Source organism: Streptomyces zhihengii (genome assembly GCF_016919245.1).
Taxonomy (GTDB): Bacteria; Actinomycetota; Actinomycetes; order Streptomycetales; family Streptomycetaceae; genus Streptomyces; species Streptomyces zhihengii.
This window is the reverse complement of the sequence record NZ_JAFEJA010000002.1, coordinates 1,427,312-1,452,606: the sequence shown is the minus strand read 5'-3', so window position 1 is coordinate 1,452,606 and position 25,295 is coordinate 1,427,312. Positions and strand designations below refer to the sequence as shown.

Genomic DNA, 25,295 nt, shown 5'->3' with positions numbered 1-25,295 from the left:
CTCCTCGGTGAGGGTGGGGTGTGCGGAGTGGGTGGTGCGGTGCGGGCGTGGGGTGCCCGGTGGGACATGCGGTGCGGGCGTGGGGTGCCCGGTGGGGTGCGGGGCGCCGTCAGGTGGACGTGGGCGCCTGGGCCGGGGCCGGTGGTTTCCCGGCCGCGGCTCTGCGCCCCGCCCTGGCGACGGAGACCTGCCGTGCGACGCGGGGTCCGAGCACGGACAGCACGAGCAGGATGCCGGTGACGACGATCTGGGACTGGGCGGAGACGTCCTGGAGGCTCATCACGTTCTGGAGCGCGCCGAGCAGGAAGACGCCCGCGATCGCGCCGCCGAGGGTGCCCTTGCCGCCGTCGAAGTCGATGCCGCCGAGCAGGACGGCGGCGACGACGGACAGTTCGAGGCCGGTGGCGTTGTCGTAGCGGGCGCTGGCGTAGTGCAGGGCCCAGAACACACCGGTGAGGGAGGCCATCATGCCGGTCACGGTGAACAGCAGCAGCTTCTGCCGCCGGACGCGGATGCCGGCGAAGCGCGCGGCCTCCTCGTTCGCGCCGACGGCGAACAGCGAGCGGCCGAAGGGGGTGGCGTGCAAGGTGACGACGGCGATGGCGAGCAGCACCAGGAAGGGCAGGAAGGCCTGCGGGAGGAAGGTCTCGCCGACCCGGCCGGCGGCGAACTCCAGGTACTGCGAGGGGAAGTCGGTCACCGCGTCGGAGCCGAGGACGATCTGCGCGATGCCGCGGTAGGCGGCGAGGGTGCCGATGGTGACGGCGAGGGAGGGCAGGCCGAGCCGGGTGACCAGGAGGCCGTTGACCAGCCCGCACACCACGCCGAGCAGCAGGCAGATCGGGATGATCGTCTCGATGGTCATGCCCTGGTTCCACAGGGCGCCCATGACGGCACCGGACAGGCCGGCCGTGGAGGCGACGGAGAGGTCGATCTCGCCGGAGACGACCAGCAGCGTCATGGGCAGCGCGATGAGCGCGATCGGCAGGGTGTTGCCGATCAGGAAGGACAGGTTGAGGGCGTTGCCGAAGCCGTCCACGAAGCCGAAGGACAGCAGGAGCAGGACGATCAGGAGGGCGCCGACGACCGTGTCCCACCGGATGGCGCGGGTCAGGGACTCAGGCATGGCGGGTGTCCCCCTTCTGCGGGGTTGGCGGGAGTTCGACGTGTGCCGACTTCTTCTTGAGGGCCGTGGCGACGCGCAGGGCGACGATCCGGTCCACGGCGATGGCGAGCAGGAGCAGCACGCCGTTGATGGCGAGCACCCACACGGAGCTGACGCCGAGGGCGGGCAGGACGCTGTTGATGGAGGTCAGCAGGAGCGCGCCGAGGGCGGCGCCGTAGACGCTGCCGGAGCCGCCGGTGAAGACGACGCCGCCGACGACGACCGCGCTGACGACGGTGAGTTCGTAGCCGTTGCCGGTGCCCGAGTCGACGTTGCCGAACCGGGCGAGGTACAGGACGCCGGCGAGTCCGGCGAGCGCGCCGCAGAAGGTGTAGGCGGCGAGGATGCGCTTGCGGACGGGGATGCCGGCGAGCCGGGCGGCCTCCGGGTTCGAGCCGAGGGCGTACAGCTCCCGGCCGCTCACGAAGTGCTTCATGTAGTACGCGGTGGCCACCAGGACGCCCAGCGCGATCATCGCGAGCCACGGCACGGCCGAGACGCCGCCGGAGCCGAAGTCGACGAAGCCGCCCGGGAGGTCGGCCGCGGTGATCTGGCGGGAGCCGACCCAGATGGAGTCGATGCCGCGGATGATGTAGAGCGTGCCGAGGGTCACCACCAGGGCGGGCACCTGGCCGAGGCTGACGAGCAGCCCGTTGAGCAGCCCGAAGCCGGTGCCCATCAGCACGGCGAGCAGCACGGCGACGACGGGGTGCCCGCCGCCCTGGAGCCAGGTGCCGGCGGCGAAGGCGCTGATGCCGAGGGTGGAGCCGACCGAGAGGTCGACGTTGCGGGTGATGACGACCAGGGACTGGCCGACCGCGACGAGCACCAGGATGGTGGCGTTGAGCAGCAGGTCCTTGACGCCCTGCTCGGAGAGGAACTCGCTGTTGCCGGCCTGGGTGATGCCGATCATCACCAGGAAGACAAGCAGGATGGCGAGTTCGCGCATCTTGAAGACGCGGTCGACCAGGCGGGTGCCGCCGGACTTGGGCGCCTCGGCGAGGGGCGGTCGTGCGGGGGCGGAGACCGTCATGCGGCGGCCCTCCCGGTGGCTGCGGCCATCACGGTCTCCTCGGTGGCGTCGGATCGGGGGATCTCGGCGGTGAGCCGGCCCTCGTGCATCACCAGCACGCGGTCGGCCATGCCGAGGATCTCGGGGAGGTCGGAGGAGATCATCAGGACGGCGACCCCGTCGGCGGCGAGCTGCGACAGCAGCCGGTGCACCTCGGCCTTGGTGCCGACGTCGATGCCGCGGGTGGGCTCGTCGACGATCAGCACCTCGGGTCCGGTGGCGAGCCACTTGGCGAGGACGACCTTCTGCTGGTTGCCGCCGGAGAGCGTGGAGACGGCGTCGGCGATACGGGCGTACTTGACCTGGAGCCGGAGGGCCCAGTCGAGCGAGCGGCTGCGCTCGGCGCCGCGGTCCACCAGACCGGCCTTCACGGTGGTGCGCAGTCCGGTGAGGCCGATGTTGCGCTCGATGGACATGTCCATCACCAGGCCCTGCGCCCTGCGGTCCTCCGGGACGAGGGCGAGCCCGGCCGCCATGGCGGTGGAGGGGGCGCCGTTGGTCAGCGCGCGGCCCTTGACCTCGACCTCGCCCGCGTCCCAGCGGTCGATGCCGAAGACGGCGCGGGCGACCTCGGTGCGGCCGGCCCCGACGAGTCCGGCGAGGCCGACGATCTCCCCGCTGCGCACCTCGAAGGAGACGTCGGTGAAGACGCCCTCCCGGGTGAGGCGGCGCACGCTCAGGGCGACCTCGCCCGGCACCACGTCCTGCTTGGGGTAGAGCTCGTCGAGGTCGCGGCCGACCATCCGGCGCACGAGGTCGTCCTCGGCCATGCCGGCGAGCGGTTCGGAGGCGATCCAGGCACCGTCGCGCAGGGTGGTGACCCGCTCGCAGATCTCGAAGATCTCCTCCAGGCGGTGGGAGATGAACAGCACGGCGGCGCCCTGTTCGCGCAGGGTGCGGACGACGCCGAAGAGGCGGGCCACCTCGCTGCCGGTGAGCGCGGCGGTCGGCTCGTCCATGATCAGGACACGGGCGTCGAAGGAGAGCGCCTTGGCGATCTCCACGATCTGCTGGTCGGCGATGGACAGGCCGCGCGCGGGGCGCTCGGGGTCGAGGTCCACGCCCAGGCGGGACATCAGGGCGACGGTGGCGGCGTGGGTGGCCTTGTGGTCGATGCGGCCGAGGCCCCGACGGGGCTGGCGGCCGATGAAGATGTTCTCCGCGATCGACAGGTCCGGGAAGAGCGTGGGCTCCTGGTAGATCACGGCGATACCGGCGTCGCGGGCGTCGCCGGGGCCGTTGAAGGCGACGGGCCCGCCGTCGAGCAGCACCTGGCCGGCGTCCGGTCGGTGCACCCCGGCCAGCGTCTTGATCAGCGTCGACTTGCCCGCGCCGTTCTCGCCGGCGAGGGCGTGCACCTCGCCGGGGAACAGCTCCAGGGACACGCCTTTGAGGGCGCGAACGGCACCGAAGGACTTGGCGACGTCCTTCAGCGCCAGCACCGGCGCGGGTCCCGGACGGGACGGGTGGCTCATGGGGACTCCTCGACGACACCGGCGGGTAGTCCGTCACGGCATCGTGAAAGGTTTCAATTGGGTTGCCGGGACGTTATGCAGCACCGATGGGCGGAGTCAATGGGTCCGGAGGAAAACCGTCGGCAGGAAAGAGTTGCATTTCGGTCACACTGCGCGCGTGTTTCTCGGGGGTTGACAGTCCCGGCGCGGCACCCTAGCTTCCCCATGAATCGTTTCACTCGCTCGCCTGGCAGGAGTCCACGCTCCTTCGCCGACGCATGACTTCAGGAGTCCCGAAGTGACCGACCTCGCCGCGGTGAAGGCCGCGCTCAAGACCCAGGCCGTCGAGACACCGTCGTGGGCGTACGGCAACTCCGGGACGCGTTTCAAGGTGTTCGCGCAAGCGGGTGTGCCCCGCACGCCGCAGGAGAAGATCGAGGACGCGGCGAAGGTCCACGAGTTCACGGGCGCGGCGCCGACGGTGGCCCTGCACATTCCCTGGGACAGGGTCGACGACTACGCGGCGCTCGCCGCGCATGCCGAGGGGCTCGGGGTGCGGCTGGGCGCGATCAACTCCAACACCTTCCAGGACGACGACTACAAGCTGGGCAGTGTCTGCCATCCGGAGGCGGCGGTGCGGCGGAAGGCGGTGGACCATCTGCTGGAGTGCGTGGACGTGATGGACGCGACCGGGTCGCGGGATCTGAAGCTGTGGTTCGCCGACGGGACCAACTACCCGGGGCAGGACGACATCCGGGCGCGTCAGGACCGGCTGGCCGAGGCGCTCGCGGAGGTGTACGCCCGGCTGGGCGACGACCAGCGGATGCTGCTGGAGTACAAGTTCTTCGAGCCGGCGTTCTACAGCACCGATGTCCCGGACTGGGGGACCGCGTACGCGCACTGCCTGAAGCTGGGGCCGAAGGCGCAGGTCGTGGTGGACACCGGGCACCACGCGCCGGGCACCAACATCGAGTTCATCGTCGCCTCGCTGCTGCGCGAGGACAAGCTCGGCGGTTTCGACTTCAACTCCCGTTTCTACGCGGACGACGACCTGATGGCGGGCGCCGCGGACCCGTTCCAGCTCTTCCGGATCATGTACGAGGTGGTGCGCGGGGGCGGGTTCACCCCCGAGGTGGCGTTCATGCTCGACCAGTGCCACAACATCGAGGCGAAGATTCCGGCGATCATCCGCTCGGTGATGAACGTGCAGGAGGCGACCGCCAAGGCGCTCCTCGTCGACCGCGACGCCCTCGCGGCGGCCCAGGCGGCCGGGGACGTACTCGCCGCCAACGGCGTCCTGATGGACGCCTACAACACCGACGTCCGCCCGCTGCTCGCCGAGGTCCGGAGCGAACTCGGCCTCGACCCCGACCCGATGGGCGCCTACCGCCGCTCCGGCTGGGCCGAGAAGATCACCGGCGCGCGCGTCGGCGGACAGCAGGCCGGCTGGGGAGCCTGACCCACGCCCTGGAGCCCACCCGCCCCACCCTGCCCACGGCCGGGCGGCCGCACACCGCGGACGCACGCGACCGGCGCTGCCCCGTACCCGCAGATCCGCCCGAGAAGGACAACCACCATGGCATCTCATCCCGAAGCCGTTTCGCTGCTCGCCCGGTCGCATCGGCTCGGCGCCGATCCCCGGAACACCAACTACGCCGGCGGCAACACCTCCGCGAAGGGCACCGGCACCGATCCGGTGACCGGCGGTGCGGTGGAGCTGATGTGGGTGAAGGGCTCCGGCGGCGACCTCGGAACGCTGACCGAGGGCGGGCTGGCGGCGCTGCGCCTGGACCGGCTGCGCGCGCTGGAGGGCGTCTACCCGGGTGTGGAGCGCGAGGACGAGATGGTCGCCGCGTTCGACTACTGCCTGCACGGCAAGGGCGGTGCCGCGCCGTCGATCGACACCGCGATGCACGGTCTGGTCGACGCCGCCCATGTCGACCACCTCCACCCCGACTCCGGTATCGCGCTGGCCTGCGCGGCGGACGGCGAGAAGCTGACCGCCGAGTGCTTCGGCGACCGTGTGGTGTGGGTGCCCTGGCGCAGGCCGGGCTTCCAGCTCGGCCTGGACATCGCGGCGGTGAAGGCGGCCAACCCGCAGGCGATCGGCTGCGTCCTGGGCGGCCACGGCATCACCGCCTGGGGCGACACCAGCGAGGAGTGCGAGGCCAACTCGCTGCACATCATCCGCACCGCCGAATCGTTCCTGGCCGAAAAGGGCCGCCCCGAGCCGTTCGGCCCCCTCCTCGACGGCTACCAGCCGCTGCCCGAGGCCGAGCGCCGCGAGCGCGCGGCCGCGCTCGCCCCGCACATCCGCGCCGTCGCCTCCAAGGACCGGCCGCAGGTCGGCCACTTCGACGACTCGGACACGGTGCTGGACTTCACCTCCCGCGCCGAACACCCCCGCCTCGCCGCGCTCGGCACCTCCTGCCCCGACCACTTCCTGCGCACCAAGGTCCGCCCGCTGGTCCTCGACCTGCCCCCCACCGCCCCGCTGGAGGAAGCGGTCGCCCGGCTGAGCGAGCTGCACACCGCCTACCGGCAGGAGTACGCCGCCTACTACGAGCGGCACGCCGCCCCGGACTCGCCCGCGATGCGCGGCGCGGACCCGGCGATCGTGCTGGTGCCCGGGGTGGGCATGTTCTCCTTCGGCAAGGACAAGCAGACCGCCCGGGTCGCGGGCGAGTTCTACCTCAACGCGATCAACGTGATGCGGGGCGCGGAGGCCGTCTCCGCCTATGCGCCGATCGAGGAGTCGGAGAAGTTCCGCATCGAGTACTGGGCGCTGGAGGAGGCCAAGCTCCAGCGGATGCCGAAGCCCAAGCCGCTCGCCACCCGGGTCGCGCTCGTCACCGGCGCCGGCTCCGGCATCGGCAGGGCGATCGCCCACCGGCTCGCGGCCGAGGGCGCCTGTGTCGTCGTCGCCGACCTGAACGCCGAGAACGCCGCCGCCGTCGCCGATGAGCTGGGCGGACCGGACACCGCCGTCGCCGTCACCGTCGACGTCACCTCCGAGGAGCAGATCACCGCCGCGTTCGACCAGGCCGCTCTCGCCTTCGGCGGCGTCGACCTGGTCGTCAACAACGCCGGCATCTCCATCTCCAAGCCGCTGCTGGAGACCAGCTCCCGCGACTGGGACCTCCAGCACGACATCATGGCCCGCGGCTCCTTCCTCGTCTCCCGCGAGGCCGCCCGGCTGATGGCCGCGCAGAAGCTCGGCGGCGACATCGTCTACATCGCCTCCAAGAACGCCGTCTTCGCCGGCCCGAACAACATCGCCTACTCCGCCACCAAGGCCGACCAGGCCCACCAGGTCCGCCTGCTCGCCGCCGAACTCGGCGAGCACGGCATCCGCGTCAACGGCGTCAACCCCGACGGCGTCGTCCGCGGCTCCGGCATCTTCGCCGCGGGCTGGGGCGCCCAGCGGGCGGCCACCTACGGCATCGAGGAGGACAAGCTCGGCGAGTTCTACGCCCAGCGCACCATCCTCAAGCGCGAAGTCCTGCCCGAACACGTCGCGAACGCCGTCTTCGCCCTCACCGGCGGCGACCTCACCCACACCACCGGACTCCACATCCCCGTCGACGCCGGCGTCGCCGCCGCCTTCCTGCGCTGAAACCCGGCCCGCGGTGCCCGGACCGGGCGCCGCGGGCCCTCTCCGGGGCCGTCCCGTCCGCACCGGGGCGGCCCCGGCCGCACTCCCCGGACGCCGGGCCGTGGCCCGACCGGCCGGGCGTCCGGGGCATCCACCCCTTCGCCGTCCCCACCCCGCCCGCCCGACCGGCCGGGGCATCCACTCCTTCGCGTCCCCACCCCGCCCGCCGCACCACTGCGAGGACCCATGTCATCCACCCCGCGTACGTTCGCCGCCGTCGACCTGGGTGCCTCCAGCGGGCGGGTGATGCTCGCCAGGGTCGGCCCCGGCACCCTGGACCTGAGCGAGGTGCACCGGTTCCCCAACCGCCCGGTACGGGTCGGGGGCACGCTCCACTGGGACGTCCTCGCCCTGTACCGGGGGGTGCTCGACGGGCTCCGCGAGGCGGGCCGGGCCGCGGGCGGGCGGCTCGACGGCGTCGGGGTCGACAGCTGGGCCGTCGACTACGGCCTGCTCGACGCGGACGGATCGCTGCTGGGCAACCCCGTCCACTACCGGGACGCCCGCACCGACGGGGCCGCCGAGAAGGTGCACGCCGTGCTCCCGGCGGAGTACCTCTACGCCGCCACCGGCCTCCAGCACCTCCCGTTCAACACCGTCCTCCAGCTCGTCGCGGCCCGGGACACCCCCCAACTGGCCGCCGCCGAGCGGCTGCTGATGATCCCCGACCTGATCTCCCACTGGCTCACCGGCGTCCAGGGGACCGAGATCACCAACGCCTCGACGACCCAGTTGATCGACCCCCGCACCCGCGACTGGTCCACCGAGGTGGCCCGCCGCACCGGGATCGACCTCTCCCTCTTCCCCCCGCTGCGCAGCCCCGGCGACCCGGCGGGCGAACTGCTGCCCGAGGTGCTCGCCGAGACCGGTCTGACCGGGCCCGTCCCGGTGACCGCCGTCGGCTCGCACGACACCGCCTCCGCCGTCGTCGGCGTCCCGGCGGACGGCGAGGACTTCGCGTACATCGCCACCGGCACCTGGTCCCTGGTCGGCACGGAACTGCGCGAACCGGTTCTCACCGAGGCCTCCCGCCGGGCCAACTTCACCAATGAGCTCGGGGTCGACGGCACCGTCCGCCACCTGCGCAACGTCATGGGCCTGTGGCTGCTCCAGGAGTGCATGCGCACCTGGGCCGACCGGGGGGACCCGCAGGACCTCGGCACGCTGCTCGCCGCCGCGGCGGAACTGCCGCCGCTGCGCTTCGTCGTGGACGCGGGCGACCCCGCCTTCATCCCTCCGGGCGACATGCCCCGCCGCATCGCGGACGCCTGCGCCGCCACCCGCCAGCCCATCCCCCGCACGCCCGCCGAGTTCACCCGCTGCGTGCTGGACTCGCTCGCCCTCGCCCACCGCGAGACCGTCGCCCGCGCCCGGGCGCTGTCCGGCAAGCGGGTGGAGACCGTGCACGTCGTCGGCGGCGGGGCGCGCAACGCGCTGCTGTGCCAACTCACCGCCGACGCCTGCGGGCTCCCCGTCGTCGCCGGGCCCGCCGAGGCCGCCGCCCTGGGCAACGTGCTGGTGCAGGCGCGGGCGGCCGGGGCGCTGAGCGGCTCGCTGGCGGACCTGCGGGCGCTGCTGCGGTCCACCCAGGAGCCGGTCCGCTACACGGCCCGCCCCGACACCGCCGCCTGGGACGACGCCGCCGCGCGGATCGGTCTCGGCGTCTGAGCACCGGCCCGTCCCGGGCTCGGCGACGCCCCGGGGGCATCGCCGAGCCCGCCTACTACCCGTTCGGCACTCCGACGCGCCATGATCGACGACACGTACGCACTTCGCGCCCCGCGGGCGGTCCCGGCACCCGGGACGCAGCGTCCCGGGCGGCGGGCGGCGTACGCGCACCAGAGGGCACGCGCGAACGAGGAGAACGTCAGTGGACGCCGGCGACGAAGGACGACAGCAGCTCGACGCGGTCAGCATCCTCAACGCGAGGCAGACGCTCATCGGATACCTCGGCCGGGCCGGGCTGTTCGCCGGTGACGCGGAGGAGCTGGTCCGCATCGTCGAGGCGGGCGCCGTGGCCCTGGCCCACGAGGAGGTCGGCGCACCCGGGCGGGACGCGCCGCGGGACCGGGGCGAGCCGTACGCGGCCGGCTGGCTCGACGGCGCCCGGGCCGTCACCGGCGAGCTCGGGGAGCTCGCCGAGGGCGCGCTGCGGGAGGCCCTGACCGCCGTGCCGGCCGCCCCGGCCGGGCCGCCGCCGCCCGTCCGGACGATGGAGGTGGAGCGCGCCCGGGTGGCGATCGTGCCGCTCTACCTGTCGTTCACCGAGGTCTCCGACCTCGACCCCGAGGTCTCCGAACAGGTCCTCGTCGCCGTCCTCGCCACCATGGACCCCCGGCAGCGGGCCGGATACGCGGGCCGGCTCGCGGAGTTCACCTCCGGGCACCGCGCCCGGCTGGAGCGCCTGTACGCCCGCTACGGACCGGCCAGCCCCACCGCCATCCACGGCCGCTACTCCCTGCTCCACTCCCCCACCAGCATCGCCGTCCTGGAACGCCTCTGGGCCGCCCCCGGCCCCCTGGAGGCCGAATGGGACACGGGCGAACTGCCACCGGCCTGGCTGGAGGGGCTCAGGAGGGGGTGGGAGGAGGCGGGGGCCTGAAGCGGCTCCGCTACGCCTCCCCGGGCTCCTCACCCGCCGGGGCCTCCGCGGTCTTCGCGAGCACCGTGGCGACGAAGTCCTCGACGGCCGCCTCCAGTCCGATGTCCTGCTGGGCCTGCTCGGAGAGGTACCAGCGGTGCTCCAGGAGCTGGTGGTAGACCTCGGCCGGGTCCAGGGCGCCACGGCACCCCGGGGGCACCATGCGCACGGTGGGGCGGAAGACGTCGCGGACCCAGCGGTGGCCGAGCACCTCGGGGCGGGCGCCGAGGGCGTCGCCGGGCGCGTAGTCGTCCTGGGTGGCCATCCAGCTCTCCAGGTCGGCCAGCAGCCGGCGGGCCTGGTTCTCCTCCGTGTCGAGGCCGGTGAGGCGCAGCAGTTGGCGCTGGTGGTGGCCGGCGTCAACGACCTTGGGGACGAAGGTGACCGTGTCGCCCTCGGGCGAGGTGGCGATCTGCATCTCCGCCACGTCGAAGCCGAGGTCGTTGAGCCGGCGCACCCGGCGCTCGATGTAGTGGTACTTGCCCGCCGGGTAGACCGAGGTGCGGGTCAGCTCGGTCCACAGCTCCTGGTAGCGCCGGCAGATCTCGGTGCCGAAGGCGATGGGGTCGACGCTGGGGTGGAGCGCGCCGGACGCCTCCAGGTCGAGCATCTCGCCGCTGATGTTGACCCGGGCCAGGTCGATGTCGTACTCCCGCTGTCCGGTGCTCAGCCGGGCGTGGGTCTCGCCGGTCTCGGCGTCGACCAGGTAGGCGGCGTAGGCCCCGGCGTCGCGCCGGAAGAGGGTGTTGGACAGGGAGCAGTCGCCCCAGGCGAAGCCGACCAGGTGCAGGCGGACGAGAAGCACGGCGAGGGCGTCCATCAGCCGGTGGACGGTGGCGGGCCGCATCGTGGTCTCGAACATGGAGCGGTACGGCAGGGAGCCGCCGAGGTGGCGGGTGATCAGCACGGGCTCCAGCGGTTCGCCGCCGGGGCCGGTGCGGCCGGTGACGACGGCGAGCGGGTCGACCGCCGGTATGCCGAGCCGGTGGAGGTCCCTCAGGAGTTCGTACTCCCGCACGGCGGGGCGTTCGGCGAGTTCCTTGACGGCCACGATCTCGCTGCCCGCCGCGGCGTAGCGCACGACGTGGCGCGAGATGCCGCGGGGAAGCTGCACCAGGTGCTGCTCGGGCCACTCCTCCAGCGGTGCGTGCCAGGGGAGTTCGAGGAGCAGTGCGGGGTGTTCGGGGTTGGTGGCGGTGAACTGCAGTGCCATCGGTTCCTCGCTGGTCGGGGCCGCGGGGGTCAGCGCGGGAGGCGGAGGTCGGTGCAGCCGTGCTGCCGTGCCGAGCGCTCGGCGAACGCGGTGAGCGCGGCACGGGCGAAGGCGTCGTCGTCCTCGCCGGCCGGGGTCTCGGTGTGGACGCGGAAGTGTGCGCGGGCGGTGGCGCCGGGGCAGGCGGCGGTGGCCCAGTGGGTGCCGCCGGAACCGCCGGCCGGTTGCGGCTCGCCGTCGCCGAAGGGGACGACGGCCTGGGCGAAGGGGCCGAAGGAGGCGGTCAGGCTGAGGAGTTCGGGCCGGTTCTCCGCGTCGACCGCCGCGCCGAGGACACAGCTCTCCAGCGGAGCCGTGCCGGGCGACGCGGTGGTCTCCTTGATCCAGTCGACGTCGTCCCGGTCGCGCAGCGGGAGGCCCGCGCAGGTGCCCTCCGCCTCGAAGCGGGACTTCTCCTGCGGCTCGGGGTAGTCGTCGGGTGTCGCGCCGCCTGTACCGGCCTCGCAGTCCCAGTGGCCGGCCGCGCGCTCCGCCGTGGCGGTGAGGAGCCGCGCGGTGGCGCTGCCGGCCACGTCGCGGCCCGAGGGCGCCGCTGCGACGACGACGGAGGCGTCCTGGCCCTCGCACGTGAGCACCACCGCGGCGCTCGCGCGGTTGGTGTAGCCGTGCCAGCCGCCGCCGAGCGGCAGCGGCAGGGTGCCCGCAGGAGCGGGCCGCAACGCGTCGAACACGCTGCGGCGCCCGTCGTCGTCACGGGCGTCGGCGGGGATCCTGGCGATGGTCAGCACCTGCCTGCCGACCTTGCAGTACTCGTAGCCGCCGGACCCGCCGTAGTGCCGGTCGAGCGGCAGCCCGGCCCCGGTGTCGTAGTCGGTGAGGACGGCGGACTCCTCCGGCGGGATCAGCCCCTGGCAGTAGCCGGCGAGGGCGTCCTCGTAGCGCCAGCGCTTGCCCGTGTCGCCGAACTGGTACCAGCCGTAGCCCGCCACGGCGACCAGCGCCAGCGGCAGCGCCACGTACAGCGCCAGCCTGCGTATGACCGTCATGTGAGACCCGCTCCCCCGTTCGGTGTGCCCCGGCACCCTACCCCGGGGTCACGGGCCGTCCCGGGGGCGCGTGCCCCTACGCGGCTCCGCTGCCCGCCGGGACCGGGCGGCCGGGTGCGGTGGCCTCGTGGGCGGTGGTGGTGTCGTGGGCGGCCGCCCGGATCACGTCGTCGAGCAGGGCGCGGGAGCGGACCAGGTCGTCGATCATGCGGTCGATGCGCTCGCGCTCCACGGTGAGGTCCCTGACGAGGTTGTCGTCGGGGGTGGCCGGTCCTCCGTCGGTGTCGCGCATGCAGGGGAGCAGGGTGGCGATCTTCGAGCTGCACAGGCCCGCCGCGTAGAGCTGCTGGATGCGGCCGACCCGGTCCACGGCCGTGCCGCCGTACTCGCGGTGTCCGCCCGGCGTGCGGTCGGCGGAGAGCAGCCCCTCCTTCTCGTAGTAGCGCAGGGAACGTTCGCTCACTCCGGTGCGCCGGGCCAGTTCTCCGATCCGCATGACGTGGATCACACCCTTCCCGCTTGATTCTGACATTGGTGTCAGGTTCTACGGTAGCCGCATGAGCACCGAGACGACCACCTCCCCGCTTCTCCGATCCGCCGCCCTGGGCTCCCACCGCCTGGCGAACCGCCTGGTCATGGCCCCCATGACCCGCAACCGCGCGGCGAGCGACGGCACCCCGTCGCCGCTGATGGCCGACTACTACGCCCAGCGCGCCTCGGCCGGCATGATCATCGCCGAGGCGTCCACCCCCAACGCGGTCGGCCGTACCTACCCGAACATCACCGCGCTGTACTCGGACGCCCACACGGCCGGCTGGCGCGAGGTGGTGCGGGCCGTCGAGGCGGCCGGGGGCGGGCCGCTCTTCCTCCAGATCCAGCACGGCGGGCGGGTGGGCCACCCGGACACCAGCGGCCACACCCCGCTCGCCCCCTCGGCGGTGCCGCTGCCGGACACCATCCACACGCCCACCGGCCGCCAGGCCGCCGTCACCCCGCGCGCGATGACGACCGCGGAGATCGGGAGCACCGTGGCGGACTTCGCCGCGGCGGCCCGGCGCGCGGTGGACGCCGGTTTCGCCGGGGTCGAGGTCCACAGCGCCAACGGCTACCTGCTGCACCAGTTCCTGGCGCCGAACACCAACCTCCGCACGGACGGCTACGGCGGCGGTGTCCCGGGCCGCATCCGTTTCACCACGGAGGTGGTCGACGCCGTCGCACAGGCCATCGGCCCCGAGCGCACCGGTCTGCGCATCTCCCCCGGGAACCCCGTCAACGGCATCACCGACACCGACGCGGACGAGCTGTATCCCGCGCTGCTGAGGGCCAACGCCGGCAAGGGCCTCGCCTATCTGCACCTCGCGTACGCCGATCCCGCCGCTCCCCTCTTCGCCCGTCTGCGGGCGCTGTGGACGGGGACCCTCATCGCCAATCCGGTGCTGCCGCGCGAGCAGATCCCCGCCGACGGCGGGCGGGAGGCCGCCGAGCGCCTGCTGGCCGCCGGCGCCGACCTGGTGGCCCTCGGCCGCCCCTTCCTGGCCAATCCCGACCTGGTGGAGCGCATCCGCACGGGCGGCCCCGTCAATCCGGTGCGGGCCAGGTACGCGATGTACACGGGCGGGGCGACGGGGTACACCGACTACCCCGCGCTCCCGGCGCTCGCCCGCTGACGGCGCCGGCGGCCGGCGCGGTGCGGCCGTCCGGGGGATTCGGCGGCCGCGGCGGGAGTGCCGCCCGCCCGGGGCCCCGGGCACCGCGCATGATGACGGCGTTAACTCCAAGCGCTCCCCACACCGGAGTGGCTGGCCGGAGCCCCCGCGGACCACCTGGTCCGCGGGGGCTCCGTCTCGTCCGGGGGCGCGCCCCCGGGGTGCGGCCCGTTCACACGGCGGGCGCGAACTGGGCGGCGTACAGCCCGGCGTAGGCGCCGCCGGCGGCGAGCAGTTCCTCGTGGGTGCCCTGTTCGGCGATCGAGCCGCCCTCCATGACGACGATCAGGTCGGCGTCGCGGATCGTGGAGAGCCGGTGGGCGACGACGAAGCTGGTGCGGCCCGCCCGCAGGGACGACATCGCCTGCTGGACGAGGAGTTCGGTGCGGGTGTCGACCGAGCTGGTGGCCTCGTCCAGCACCAGGACGGCCGGCTCGGCGAGGAACGCCCGGGCGATCGTGACGAGCTGGCGCTCGCCCGCGCTCAGTCCGGTGCCGTCCTCGTCGAGCACCGTGTCGTAGCCATCGGGCAGGGTGCGGATGAAGCGGTCCGCGTGGGTGGCCTCGGCGGCCGCGACGACGCGTTCGCGGGAGACCTCGCCCGGCACCCCGTAGGCGATGTTCTCGGCGATGGTGCCGCCGAACAGCCAGGTGTCCTGGAGGACCATGCCGATGCCCGACCGGACGTCCTCACGGGTCATCAGGGCGGTGTCCACGCCGTCGAGGACGATCCGGCCGCCGGTCACCTCGTGGAAGCGCATCAGCAGGTTCACCAGCGTCGTCTTGCCCGCGCCGGTGGGGCCGACGACGGCGACCGTCTGCCCCGGCCGCACCGTCAGGGACAGGTCCTCGACGAGCGGGGTGCCGGGCTCGTAGCGGAAGGCGACCTTCTCGAACGAGACCCGGCCGCCGGGGCGCCCGGGGCGCAGCGGCCGGGCCGGTTCCGGGGACTCCTCGGGGGCGTCGAGGAGGTCGAAGACCCGCTCGGCGGAGGCGACCCCGGACTGGAGCAGGTTCGCCATGGCCGCGACCTGGGTGACCGGGCCGTTGAACTCGTACGAGTACTGGACGAACGCCTGCACGTCCCCGACGGACAGGGTGCCCGAGGCCACCCGCAGTCCGCCGGCGACCGCGATCAGGACGTAGTTGAGGTTGCCGACGAAGGTGAGCGCGGGCTGGATGAGGCCGGACACGGACTGGGCGCGGAAGCTCGCCCGGTACAGCTCCTCGCCGAGTTCCTCGAAGCGCGCGACGGCGTCGTCCCGGCGCCCGAAGGCGACGACCTCGGCGTGGCCGGTGATCATCTCCTCGGCGTGGCTGTTCAGCCGGCCCGTGACGGACCACTGCCGCACGAACTGCGGCTGGGCCCGCTTGCCGATCCGGGCCGCGGTGAACACCGAGAGCGGGACGGTCGCGAGGGCGATCAGGGCGAGCAGCGGCGAGATCCAGAACATCATCGCGAGGACGCCGACGAGGGTCAGCAGCGCCCTGATCATCTGACTGAGGGCCTGCTGGAGGGTCTGGGTGACGTTGTCGATGTCGTTGGTGGTGCGGCTGAGGATCTCGCCCCGGGGCTGGGCGTCGATGTAGGTCAGGGGCAGCCGCGCCAGCTTGTGCTGCGCCCGTTCGCGCAGCCGGTGCCCGGTCCGCTGGACGACGGTGGTGGCGATGCGCTGCTGGATCAGATTGAGCAGGGCGGAGCCGGCGGCCAGCGCAAACACGACGGCCAGCGCCCGGGCGAGGGCCGGGAAGTCGACGCCGTCGCCGGCGGCGCCCGCGAGCACGAGGTCGGTGGCCCGGCCGAGGATGGCGGGGGTGACGACGGCGAGCGAGATCCCCACCGCCGCGGCCGCGAACACGGCGGCCAGCCGGGCCCGTTCGGGTGCCAGGGTGCGCAGCAGCCGCAGGCCGGAGGCGCGGAAGTCGAGGGAGCGTTCGAGGGCGGGGGCGGCGAGGCCGGGAGCGCGCTGCTGGGGCGCCGGGCCGCGGCGTTCGGGCGCGGTGCGGGTGGTCATGCGGCTTCCTCCTCGGTGAGCTGGGAGAGGACGATCTCCCGGTAGACGGCGCTGTCCCGCATGAGCTCCTCGTGGGTGCCGCGGCCGACGGCCCTGCCCCGGTCGAGGACGACGATCCGGTCGGCTCCGCGGACGGTGGCGACCCGCTGGGCGACGATCACGACGGCGGCGCCGGCGGTCTCCTCGGCGAGCGCCCGCCGCAGCGCGGCGTCGGTGCGGTTGTCGAGGGCGGAGAAGGAGTCGTCGAAGAGGTACACCCGCGGGCGTGCGACGAGGACCCGGGCGATGGCGAGGCGCTGGCGCTGTCCGCCGGAGAGGTTGGTGCCGCCCTGGGTGACGGGTGCGTCCAGGCCGCCGTCGAGCGCGCGGACGAAGCCGTCCGCCTGGGCCACCTCCAGGGCGTGCCACAGTTCCCCGTCGCTCGCGCCGGGCCTGCCGTAGCGCAGATTGTCCGCGACGGTGCCGGAGAAGAGGTACGGCTTCTGCGGCACGAGTCCGACGGTTCGGGCGAGGAGGGCCGGGTCCATGGCGGTGACGTCGACGCCGCCGACCCGTACCGTGCCGGCGGTCGCGTCGAGGAGCCGCGGGACGAGTCCGAGGAGGGTGGACTTGCCGCTGCCGGTGGAGCCGATGACGGCGGTGGTGGTGCCGGGCCGGGCGGTGAGGCTCACCGAGCGGAGGACGGGTTCCTCGGCGCCGGGGTAGCGGAAGCCGGCGTCGCGGATCTCCAGCAGTCCGGGTCCGCGCAGTGCGCGCACCGGGTCGGCGGGCGGGGCCACCGAGGGAAGGGTGTCGAGGAGTTCCTGGATGCGTTCGGCGCAGACCTCCGCGCGGGGCAGGTGCATCAGCAGGAAGAGCACCATCATCACCGACATCATGATCTGGAGCAGGTAGCCGAGGAACGCGACGAGCGAACCGGCCTGCAGGGCGCCCGATTCGATGCGGTGGGCCCCGACCCAGATGACACCGACGGTGGCCAGTTCCCAGACCACCAGCACGATGGGGAACATCACCGCGGAGAGGCGGCCCACCCGCAGGCCGACGTCGCGCAGTTCGTCGTTGGCGGCGGCGAACCGCCCCTGCTCGTACCGGTCCCGGACGAAAGCGCGGACGACGCGGACGCCGGTGATCTGCTCGCGCACCACCCGGCCCACCCGGTCGACGCGCTGCTGCATGCCGCGGAACAGCGGCCGCATCCGCAGCACGACGGTGCCGACGGCGCCCGCCATCAGCGGGACGAACAGCAGCAGGAGCAGGGCGAGCGGGACGTCCTGGCCGAGTGCCATGACGATACCGCCGGCGCACATGAGGGGCGCGGCGACGAGCATCGTCAGGATGAGCACGGCGAACGTCTGCACCTGCTGCACGTCGTTGGTGGTGCGGGTGATCAGCGACGCGGTGCCGAAGCGGCTCATCTCCCGGGCGGAGAAGGACTGGACACGGCGGAAGGCGTCGGCGCGCACGTCACGGGCGACGCCCATGGCGATCCTGGCGCCGAACCAGACGGCGGCGGCAGCGGCGGCGGCCTGGACGAGGGTGGCCCCGGCCATCCGCGCGCCGCCGGCCAGCACATGGGCGGTGTCGCCGCGCAGGACGCCGTTGTCGATGATGTCGGCGTTGAGGCGGGGCAGGGTCAGCGAGGCGAGGACCTGCACGAGTTGGAGCAGGACGAGGAGGGCGAGGGTCCACCGGTAGGGGCGCAGACGGCCGGCCACGAGTCTCAGCAGCATCGGTCCGCCCTCTCAGCGCGTACCGGGGCGGCGGGGCCGGCGGGTGGGGCGGTGGTGGGTCGGGTGAGGTCCATGCCGGCGATCGTGGTACCTCAACTCCACTTGAGGTCAAGCGCGGTTCCTCCCGGCGGGCGGCACCGGTTCCGCTCCGGGGCCGGGGCGCCGCCCGCCGGTCCGCGGGACGCCGCCTGACGGCCCGTGGGACGCGGGGCGGACGGGCCGAGTGACAGGGGAAACCGGGGGAAGACGCGAGAACGCATCCCGACGAAAGGAGCCCGTCATGCCGATCACGTTCCGCAAGAGCTTCCGGATATTCCCCGGCGTCCGCCTCAACGTCAACCGCAAGTCCATGTCCCTCACCTTCGGCAAGGGGAAGGGCCCGCGGCACACCTACTCGACCACCGGACGCCGGACCACCTCGATGGACCTGCCGGGCCCCTTCGGCTACCGCAAGACCACCACCCGCGGCAGCCGCTGACCCGGGCGGGATCGAGGGCCTGTTCGGTCCAGATCGTCTTGCCGCGGGCGCCGTACCGGCACCCCCACCGGGTGGAGAGCTGCGCGATCAGGAACAGCCCCCGGCCGCCCTCGTCCGTGCTGAGCGCGCGGCGCAGGCGCGGCTGGGTGTTGCTGGGGTCGGCGACCTCGCACACGAGCACCCGGTCGCGGATGAGGCGCAGGACGACGGGGCCGCCCGCGTGCCGGATCGCGTTGGTGACCAGCTCGCTGACGATGAGTTCGGTGGCGAACGACTGCTCCTGGAGGCCCCACACCTCCAGCTGGCGCACCACGTCGGTGCGGGCGTCGTGCACGGCGGCGGGGTCGGCGGCGTACTCCCAGGTCGCCGTGTCCCGTCCGTCGACGGCCCGGGTGCGGGCGAGCAGCACGGTGACGTCGTCGGCGGGCTGCTCCGGCGCGGCGCGGCGGGCGGTGAGCTCGGCGGCGATGCCGTCGAGGGAACGCCCGTCCGCCACCAGCTTCGCCAGCTCCGCCGGGAGCGGATCCTCCGCGCCGCCCGGCGCGTCGTCCCCGCCGCCCGCGCGCCGCACCAGGCCGTCGGTGTAGAGGGCGAGCACACTGCCGACCGGGAGGGTCGTGCTGAACACCTCGAACGGGTTGTCCCCCACGCCCAGCGTCGGCCCGGGGACCACCGCCGCGTACTCGGCGCTGCCGTCGGGGCGGACGACGACCGGCGGCGGATGGCCCGCACTGGCCATCTGGCACACGCCGGTCACCGGGTCGTAGACGGCGAACAGGCAGGAGGCGCCGACGGTGTCGGGCTCCTTCGACTCCGCCACCATGCGCTGCACCAGGTCGTCGAGCCGGGTGAGGAGTTCGTCGGGGGGCAGGTCGAGGTCGGCGAGGGTCTGCACGGCGGTGCGCAGCCGCGCCATGGTCGCCGTCGCCTGGAGGCCGTGGCCGATGACGTCGCCGACGACGAGGGCCATCCGCAGCGAGGAGACCGGGAAGGCGTCGAACCAGTCGCCGCCGACGCTGACGCTGCCGCCCGCGGGGAGATAGGCGCCGGCGGTCTCGGCGGCGGCCGTCTCGGTGGCGGCGGGCGGGAGCAGGCTCTGCTGGAGGACGACGGCCGTGCGGTGCTCGCGGGTGAAGCGGAAGGCGTTGTCGATGGCGAGGGCGGCGCGGAAGCACAGGTCCTGCATGAGTTTGACGTCCGCCTCGCCGAACGGGTCGGGGTTGTCGACGCGGTACACCTGGGCGTAGCCGAAGAAGCGTCCGCGGTGGTGCAGGGGGCAGCCGAGGGCGTGCCGCATGCCCTCGGGCATGAGGCGGCGGAGCAGATGCGGGTCGTCGCCGACGATGCGGCGGCCGAGCTCCTCGTCGATGACGAGCGCGCCCCCGGCGGTCGTCTCGGCGGGCATCAGCGGTTCGGGAGGGGTCGGCACCAGCTCGCCGACCCGCACCAGACCGGCGGGCCATTCGCCGTCGGCCGACTTGGTGGCCACCCGCCGCGCGGCGAACGCCTCCGCGCCGTGGTAGCCGGGCGTGGGGTCGCGGCCCTGGAGGACGTCGTCGGGGAAGTCGACGAAGGCGAGGTCGCCGAGGGCGGGCACCAGGACGGCGGCCAGGTCGCGCGCACTGTGCACGACGTCCAGCGAGCCGCCGATCTCGAAGGCCTCCCGGTAGGCGGCCGACAGCCGCCGCTGGGCCCGGTGCCGCTCGGTGACCTCGACGGCGGCGATGGCGATGCCGACGGGCGCCCCGAGGGGGTCGGTGACGCGGATGCAGGTGAGGGAGACCATCCGGTCGGAGCCCTCGGGGCCGAGGGGGTACTCGGCGGCGACCACGGGTGTGCCGGTCTCGGCCACCCGGGCCATGAACGCGCGCACCGTCCCGTGGGCGCCCGTTCCGGTGACCTCCAGCAGCCAGTCGTCGCCCGCCCCGCCGGGGCGCATCGCCGCGTACGCCCCGTTCGTGCGGACGGGGCGCAGGTCCATGTCGAGCTCCATGACGGCGATGCTCTGCTGGGAGAGCACCGCGCGGGCGAGGGCCGAGTCCTGGTCCCAGCCTCCGGCCCGGCCGTTTCCGTCGCCCCGTGGAGCAGATGTCACGTCGTGTCGCTCCCTGGTTCGGCGGCGTTCGGCGGCAGCGGGCCGGTCGCGGTCGTGGCGGCGCCCAACCGCCAGGATGCGCCCTGCGCGGAAGCGGGGCACTTCGGCGCGTCCCCGTCGCGGGCCGCGGACGGGACGGCGCGGCGCCCGTTCTGTGTACGGTTCCGGGGTGAGCACCTTCGGCCCTTCTTCCGGCCCCGGGGACCCCGACGCGCTGTTCGGCCTGGAGGAGATCCTCCCCGCGCCGCCGGTCCCCCGGGGGCCGGGGCCGTCGTTCCGTACCTCCGCGGAGGCCCGGCGGATGCTGGAGGTGCGGGAGATCCACGCCGAACCGGCCGCGGCGGCGTCCCCGCGCGGCCGGGAGATCCTCGCGAGGTTCCCGGAAGCCCGGGTGGTCCCCGTCGAATCGCACTGGCGGATCCCGGGCCTGCACGGCAATCCGGGCAACGCGGAGAACTGGGTGCGGATCAAGAAGACGGTCCTGGTGTTGGGCGAGAAGAAGACGCTCACGGTGCGGCCCAACGGCAGGTCGGCGGACTGGATCGCCCCCGGCGCCTCCAACGGGTGTGCGATGGCCTGCGCCTACTGCTACGTCCCGCGCCGCAAGGGCTTCGCCAACCCGGTCACCGTGTTCACCAACATCGAGCGGGTGATCGGCCGCCTGGGACGGCATGTGGCGGCCCAGGGGCCCAAGGCCGAGCCGAACCAGTGCGACCCGGTGGCGTGGGTGTACGACATCGGCGAGAACGGCGACTGCTCGGTGGACGCGCTGATCAGCGAGAACACCGCCGATCTGGTGCACGCCTTCGCCCGCTGGCCCACCGCCAAGGCGTCCTTCGCCACCAAGTTCGTCAATCCCGATCTGCTGCTGCTCGCGCCCCGCGGGCGCACCCGGATCCGCTTCTCGGTGATGCCCCCGAAGGACGCCCGGCTGCTGGACATCCGCACCAGTCCCGTCGAGGACCGGATCGCCGCCGCCGGGGACTTCGTGGAGGCCGGGTACGAGGTGCACTTCAACTTCTCCCCCGTCGTCGTGCGTCCCGGCTGGGAGGAGGCGTGGGCGGAGCTGTTGCGCAGGATGGACGACGTCCTGCCGCGGGCGGTCAAGGACCAGGCCGCGGCCGAGGTGATCATGCTGACCCACAACCGGGACCTGCACGAGGTGAACCTGGCCTGGCACCCGCGTGCCGAGTCCGCCCTGTGGCGGCCCGGGATCCAGCAGCCCAAGCGCTCGGAGAACGGGAGCTGGAACGTGCGGTACCGCACCGGGGTCAAGGGCGAGGCGGTGGACACCGTGCGCCGGCTGGTGGAGCGCCACACCCCGTGGCTCCCGATCCGCTACGCGTTCTGACCCGGCCCACCGCAGCCGCGCGGTGGAGCGGGCGCAGCGGGTGCGCCATCGCGCGGGCTCCGCGAGCCTGGATACATGACCGATCCACTGGTACCGCCCGAGGAGACCCCGCCGGCGGAGGGCTCCATCGCCGAGGCCCACGAGGAGCGCCCGGACGGAGGCCCCTGGGAGCATCCGGGCCTCTGGGTCTGGCTGATCGTGGCCGGGGCCGTCGTCGTCGCCGCGTTCTTCATCTTCCGGCTCATCTCGCTGTAGCCCGTTCCCGCCCGGCCCGCCCGGCGGCGTGCGTTGCCGCGCATGCCGCCGAGGTCCGTGCGTTCCGGCCCATCCGGCTGCAACGGGACACAGATTCTTGTTAGGTTAGCCTTACCTAACAGAGGAGAGACGATGATTCCGGCGAAGTCCCGCGTCGACGAGCCCGGCTGCGCCGAGCGCGTCCGCTCCGTCATCGCGGCCGCCCCGTCACTGAGCCTGACCGCCGACGATCGCTGCTACGACCTGGTCGACATGCACAGCGTCGACCGCAAGGGCCGCCTGCTGCTGCACGCGCCGGCGGACAGCCCGCTCGCCGCCCAGGCCGCCCACGCGCCCCGTGGCGACCTCGCGGCCCTCCTCGAATTCACCGACATCGCCCCGGCCGGCGTCCGCGACCGCGTCCGCGCGAAGGTCACCCTGGCCGGGCGGCTCGTCCCCTGCGACGCCCGCGCCGGCGCGAAGACGCTGGTCCTCGGCCTCGACCTGGCACGGGCCGCCATCGAGCGCCGCGGGCGCGTGGAGCACGTCGACCCGGAGGACCTGGCCCGGGCCCGGCCGGACGTGCTGGCCGCGCACGAGACGTCGATGCTGCTGCACCTGACCGACGACCACCAGGACGTCGTCGACCGGCTCACCCTGCTCACCGACCCCGCCCTGCGCCAGGACGCCCTTCGCGTCCGGCCGCTGGCGCTCGACCGCTTCGGCATCGTGCTCCGTCTCGAACACCCCGGCGGCGGCCACACCGACACCCGCATCGCCTTCCCCGGCCCGGTCCGCGACACCGAGGACGTCGGCCGCCAGATCGACCGCCTCCTGCGCCGGCCCGCCCCCCGCCGCACCCGCAACCGCCCCTGACGGCGCCTGTGCCCCGGCGCGCCCCCGGGGCCCGGCGGGGGATCGCGGGGAGACTGGGGCGGGCGGAAGGAGGCGGCATGGTTCCGGGATTCCTCACCAGAGCGGTCGCCGTGCTGCTCGGGCGGGAGGGGCGGTCGTTGCACCTCAAGGCGGCGGGCGGGGCGACGGTCGTCCTGGTGCTGGTCATGCTCGGCGGCGCGTGGGCCGTGACCGCCGCCGAGGAAGGGGCGCACGGGGCGAATCTGACGTCGTACCCGAAGGGCCTGTGGTGGTCGATCGAGACGGCGACCACCGTCGGCTACGGGGACTTCTACCCGGTCACGCTGTGGGGCAGGGTCGTCGGCGCCGTCGTCATGGTCGTCGGCATCACCACGTACGGCATGGTGACGGCCGCCCTGGCGACCTGGTTCGTCGGCCGGGAGGAGCGGCGCCGCGACCACACCCACCGCCTGCGCGAGGAGACCCGCGCCCTGCACGAGCGCTTCGACCGGATCGAGCGGATGCTGGCCGGCGAGCGGGGCGGCGCCGACTGAACGGCGCGGGACGCCGCTCCTGTCGAGCGGCCTCCCGCCGAGGACCCCGCCGGACCCGGCCGCGCACACGGACCCGGCCGGCAGCCTCCCGGCCCCGCCGGCGATGGAGGCGCGGGACGCGGGGCGGAGCCCCGCCGGACCCGGCCGCGCGCACGGGCCCGGCCGCCGGCGGCGGCGACCAGCCCCGCGGAGCGCCGCGCACGGGCCGGCCCGGCCCGTGCGCGCACACCCCGGTGACGTCCCGTCAGGCCCGCTCGGCCAGGAAGACGGGGATCTCGCGGTCGGTCTTGACCTGGTAGTCCGCGTAGTCGGGGAACGCCTCGACGGCGCGCTCCCACCACTCGGCGCGTTCCTGACCGGTGATCAGCCGGACGCGCATGTCCCAGACCTCGGTGGCGTCGCGCAGTTCGATGCCGGGGTGGGCGACCAGGTTGTGGTACCAGACGGGGTGCTTCACGGCACCGCCGTTCGACGCGACGAGCGCGTACGCGCCGTCGTGCTCCACCCGCATCAGCGGTGTCTTGCGGATCCGGCCGCTGCGGGCGCCGACGTTGGTCACCAGGACGACGGGCATGCCCCGCATCGTGGTCCCCTCGGTGCCTCCGGACGACTCGTACAGCTCGACCTGCTTGCGCACCCAGTCCGAGGGGCTGGGCTCGTACTCGCCTTCGAGCGGCATGGCGTTCGCTTCCTCTCGTCGCGGGCACCGGTGCCCGGCGCACCGGCGTGACTCCCGACGCTATCCGATCACACACGGCGGCCGTGATCACACATCGCAAGGAGTGCGACTTTTCCGGGCGCTCATACGAAAAGGTATGCCACAACAGGAATATCAATCCGGTCAAGAGAGTTCCCGACTGATCAACTGCCCCTCTATAGTGCGGACGTTACGACTCCCCGCCCTGTGTGCCCGCTCCCGAGAGTCTGGTTGATGTCGGCGTCACCCACCCCCTTCCGCCCTGCCCTGACCGCCTCGCTGCTCACCGCCGCCGCGGGCGGCGCGATCACCGTGGCGGCGCTCTCCGCGGCCCCGGCCGGGGTCCGCCCCGAACTCGGCGCGGCCGCCGCCTGCGGCGTGCTGCTGCTCTGCGCCGCCGCCTTCGCCGTGACCTGGTACGCGCGCACCGCGCGCGCCCTGAACCGGCGGGCCGGCGCCCTGTCCGGCGAACTCACCTCCCGCGACGCCGCCCTCGCCGCCCTCCGGGCCACCGCGGGCCGCGAGACGGCCGCGGTCCAGGAACGCGCCGCCGCCGAGGCGGCGGCGTCCGAGGCGCGCCACGCCGCCCGGACCGAGGAACTGACCCGCGCGCACAAGGCGCGGACGGAGGAGCTGACCGCCGGCCTGACGGCCGAAAACGAGAGCCTGCGGGCCCGGTTGCGGCGCGCGGAGTCCGGCCGGTCCGCCGCGATGGCCGCCGCCGCCAACTCCGCCGGACGCATGCAGGCCCTCACCACCAGCATGCTGACCGACCTCCGGGAGATGGAGCACCGTCACGCCGACGAGAACGTGCTCACGGACCTGCTCCACCTCGACCACCGCACGGCCCAGGCCGGCCGGCTCGCCGACTCCATCGCCGTGCTCACCGGAGCGCGCTCCGGGCGGCGCTGGGCACGTCCGATCGTGATGGAGTCGATCCTGCGCGGGGCGATGGGGCGGATCGGCGGCTACCAGCGGGTGCGGCTGCACTCCGGGAGCGACGCGGCGGTCGCCGGTCACGCGGCCGAGGGCGTGATGCACGCCCTCGCCGAACTCATGGACAACGCCGCCAACTTCTCCCCGCCGACGGCCGAGGTGCACGTCTACGTGGAGGAGGTCCCCGCGGGCGTCGTGATCACCGTCGAGGACAGCGGTCTGGTGATGAGCGATGTGCAGCTCCGCCGCGCCGAATCCGCCGTGAGCGCGGCCGACCAGGACCTCGCCGGTCTCTCCGGCACCCGGCTCGGGCTGGCCGTCGTCGGGCGGCTCGGCCGCAAGCACGGACTGACCGTCTCGTTCCGTCCCTCGGCGCGCGGCGGCACCGGCGCGCTGCTG

At 73.7% G+C, this 25,295-nt stretch carries 19 protein-coding genes and 2 pseudogenes; 11 read left to right on the top strand and 10 right to left on the bottom strand.

The window, feature by feature from the left end; translation table 11 throughout:
- Window positions 1-109 precede the first annotated feature (109 nt).
- From JE024_RS33805 to JE024_RS33795, 3 genes are read right to left on the bottom strand one after another with little or no spacing between them, the layout of a single operon-like run.
- Window positions 110-1,126, bottom strand: coding sequence for an ABC transporter permease (locus tag JE024_RS33805; protein ID WP_205377687.1), 1,017 nt, complete (start codon window positions 1,124-1,126; stop codon window positions 110-112).
- Window positions 1,119-2,198, bottom strand: a complete 1,080-nt coding sequence (locus tag JE024_RS33800) for an ABC transporter permease (RefSeq protein ID WP_205377686.1) — start codon at window positions 2,196-2,198, stop codon at window positions 1,119-1,121. The genes JE024_RS33805 and JE024_RS33800 overlap by 8 nt, the downstream gene beginning before the upstream one ends.
- The gene (locus tag JE024_RS33795; RefSeq protein ID WP_205377685.1) at window positions 2,195-3,712 is read right to left on the bottom strand and encodes a sugar ABC transporter ATP-binding protein; all 1,518 of its coding nucleotides are present in this window, start codon (window positions 3,710-3,712) and stop codon (window positions 2,195-2,197) included. The genes JE024_RS33800 and JE024_RS33795 overlap by 4 nt, the downstream gene beginning before the upstream one ends.
- A 277-nt stretch (window positions 3,713-3,989) precedes the next feature.
- Between JE024_RS33795 and rhaI the strand changes: the two genes are divergently transcribed.
- From rhaI to JE024_RS33775, 4 genes are all read left to right on the top strand, one after another.
- Window positions 3,990-5,150 carry an L-rhamnose isomerase gene (rhaI, locus tag JE024_RS33790; RefSeq protein WP_205377684.1) on the top strand — a complete coding sequence of 387 codons (1,161 nt, stop codon included), beginning with the start codon at window positions 3,990-3,992 and terminating at the stop codon, window positions 5,148-5,150.
- 117 nt (window positions 5,151-5,267) lie between these two features.
- On the top strand, window positions 5,268-7,307 hold the full coding sequence (locus JE024_RS33785; RefSeq protein ID WP_205377683.1) for a bifunctional aldolase/short-chain dehydrogenase: 2,040 nt from the start codon (window positions 5,268-5,270) through the stop codon (window positions 7,305-7,307).
- 225 nt (window positions 7,308-7,532) lie between these two features.
- Window positions 7,533-9,014 carry a rhamnulokinase gene (locus tag JE024_RS33780; RefSeq protein ID WP_205377682.1) on the top strand — a complete coding sequence of 494 codons (1,482 nt, stop codon included), beginning with the start codon at window positions 7,533-7,535 and terminating at the stop codon, window positions 9,012-9,014.
- A gap of 202 nt (window positions 9,015-9,216) precedes the next feature.
- Window positions 9,217-9,948, top strand: coding sequence for a hypothetical protein (locus JE024_RS33775; protein ID WP_205377681.1), 732 nt, complete (start codon window positions 9,217-9,219; stop codon window positions 9,946-9,948).
- A 10-nt stretch (window positions 9,949-9,958) separates the two neighbouring features.
- On the opposite strand, the gene JE024_RS33770 is transcribed toward JE024_RS33775, so the two are convergent.
- The 3 genes from JE024_RS33770 to JE024_RS33760 form a co-directional block, all read right to left on the bottom strand.
- Window positions 9,959-11,200, bottom strand: coding sequence for a DUF4032 domain-containing protein (locus JE024_RS33770; protein ID WP_205377680.1), 1,242 nt, complete (start codon window positions 11,198-11,200; stop codon window positions 9,959-9,961).
- A gap of 29 nt (window positions 11,201-11,229) precedes the next feature.
- Window positions 11,230-12,246 carry a hypothetical protein gene (locus JE024_RS33765; RefSeq protein ID WP_205377679.1) on the bottom strand — a complete coding sequence of 339 codons (1,017 nt, stop codon included), beginning with the start codon at window positions 12,244-12,246 and terminating at the stop codon, window positions 11,230-11,232.
- Between the two features lie 76 nt (window positions 12,247-12,322).
- On the bottom strand, window positions 12,323-12,742 hold the full coding sequence (locus JE024_RS33760) for a MerR family transcriptional regulator (protein WP_205377678.1): 420 nt from the start codon (window positions 12,740-12,742) through the stop codon (window positions 12,323-12,325).
- Between the two features lie 61 nt (window positions 12,743-12,803).
- Between JE024_RS33760 and JE024_RS33755 the strand changes: the two genes are divergently transcribed.
- The gene (locus JE024_RS33755) at window positions 12,804-13,913 is read left to right on the top strand and encodes an alkene reductase (protein WP_244883353.1); all 1,110 of its coding nucleotides are present in this window, start codon (window positions 12,804-12,806) and stop codon (window positions 13,911-13,913) included.
- A 211-nt stretch (window positions 13,914-14,124) separates the two neighbouring features.
- Here JE024_RS33755 and JE024_RS33750 read toward each other — a convergent pair whose 3' ends face one another.
- Window positions 14,125-15,966: an ABC transporter ATP-binding protein gene (locus tag JE024_RS33750; RefSeq protein WP_205377676.1), complete on the bottom strand. Its 1,842-nt coding sequence runs from the start codon at window positions 15,964-15,966 to the stop codon at window positions 14,125-14,127.
- Window positions 15,963-17,696, bottom strand: a complete 1,734-nt coding sequence (locus JE024_RS33745) for an ABC transporter ATP-binding protein (protein ID WP_205377675.1) — start codon at window positions 17,694-17,696, stop codon at window positions 15,963-15,965. The genes JE024_RS33750 and JE024_RS33745 overlap by 4 nt, the downstream gene beginning before the upstream one ends.
- 280 nt (window positions 17,697-17,976) lie before the next feature.
- Here JE024_RS33745 and JE024_RS41395 point away from each other — a divergent pair, with 280 nt between their 5' ends.
- A complete protein-coding gene (locus tag JE024_RS41395; RefSeq protein WP_244883352.1) occupies window positions 17,977-18,174 on the top strand; it encodes a DUF4236 domain-containing protein in 198 nt (65 codons plus the stop codon).
- 40 nt (window positions 18,175-18,214) lie between these two features.
- On the opposite strand, the pseudogene JE024_RS33740 reads toward JE024_RS41395, so the two are convergent.
- Window positions 18,215-20,194, bottom strand: a pseudogene (locus tag JE024_RS33740) (SpoIIE family protein phosphatase); the annotation flags it as partial.
- Window positions 20,195-20,438: 244 nt separating this feature from the next.
- On the opposite strand from JE024_RS33740, the gene JE024_RS33735 reads away from it, so the two are divergent.
- The 4 genes from JE024_RS33735 to JE024_RS33720 all read left to right on the top strand — a co-directional run bounded on the left by JE024_RS33735 (window position 20,439) and on the right by JE024_RS33720 (window position 23,263).
- Window positions 20,439-21,620 carry a spore photoproduct lyase family protein gene (locus JE024_RS33735; RefSeq protein ID WP_244883351.1) on the top strand — a complete coding sequence of 394 codons (1,182 nt, stop codon included), beginning with the start codon at window positions 20,439-20,441 and terminating at the stop codon, window positions 21,618-21,620.
- A gap of 75 nt (window positions 21,621-21,695) precedes the next feature.
- The gene (locus JE024_RS33730) at window positions 21,696-21,875 is read left to right on the top strand and encodes a DUF6480 family protein (protein ID WP_205377672.1); all 180 of its coding nucleotides are present in this window, start codon (window positions 21,696-21,698) and stop codon (window positions 21,873-21,875) included.
- Window positions 21,876-22,007: 132 nt separating this feature from the next.
- Complete coding sequence (locus JE024_RS33725; RefSeq protein WP_205377671.1) at window positions 22,008-22,730, top strand: DUF2470 domain-containing protein; 723 nt, start codon at window positions 22,008-22,010, stop codon at window positions 22,728-22,730.
- Between the two features lie 77 nt (window positions 22,731-22,807).
- Complete coding sequence (locus JE024_RS33720) at window positions 22,808-23,263, top strand: potassium channel family protein (RefSeq protein ID WP_205377670.1); 456 nt, start codon at window positions 22,808-22,810, stop codon at window positions 23,261-23,263.
- A 244-nt stretch (window positions 23,264-23,507) separates the two neighbouring features.
- Here JE024_RS33720 and JE024_RS33715 read toward each other — a convergent pair whose 3' ends face one another.
- The gene (locus tag JE024_RS33715) at window positions 23,508-23,942 is read right to left on the bottom strand and encodes a nitroreductase family deazaflavin-dependent oxidoreductase (RefSeq protein WP_205377669.1); all 435 of its coding nucleotides are present in this window, start codon (window positions 23,940-23,942) and stop codon (window positions 23,508-23,510) included.
- Window positions 23,943-24,194: 252 nt separating this feature from the next.
- Between JE024_RS33715 and JE024_RS33710 the strand changes: the two are divergent.
- A pseudogene (locus JE024_RS33710) lies at window positions 24,195-25,247 on the top strand (ATP-binding protein); the annotation flags it as partial.
- Window positions 25,248-25,295 lie beyond the last annotated feature (48 nt).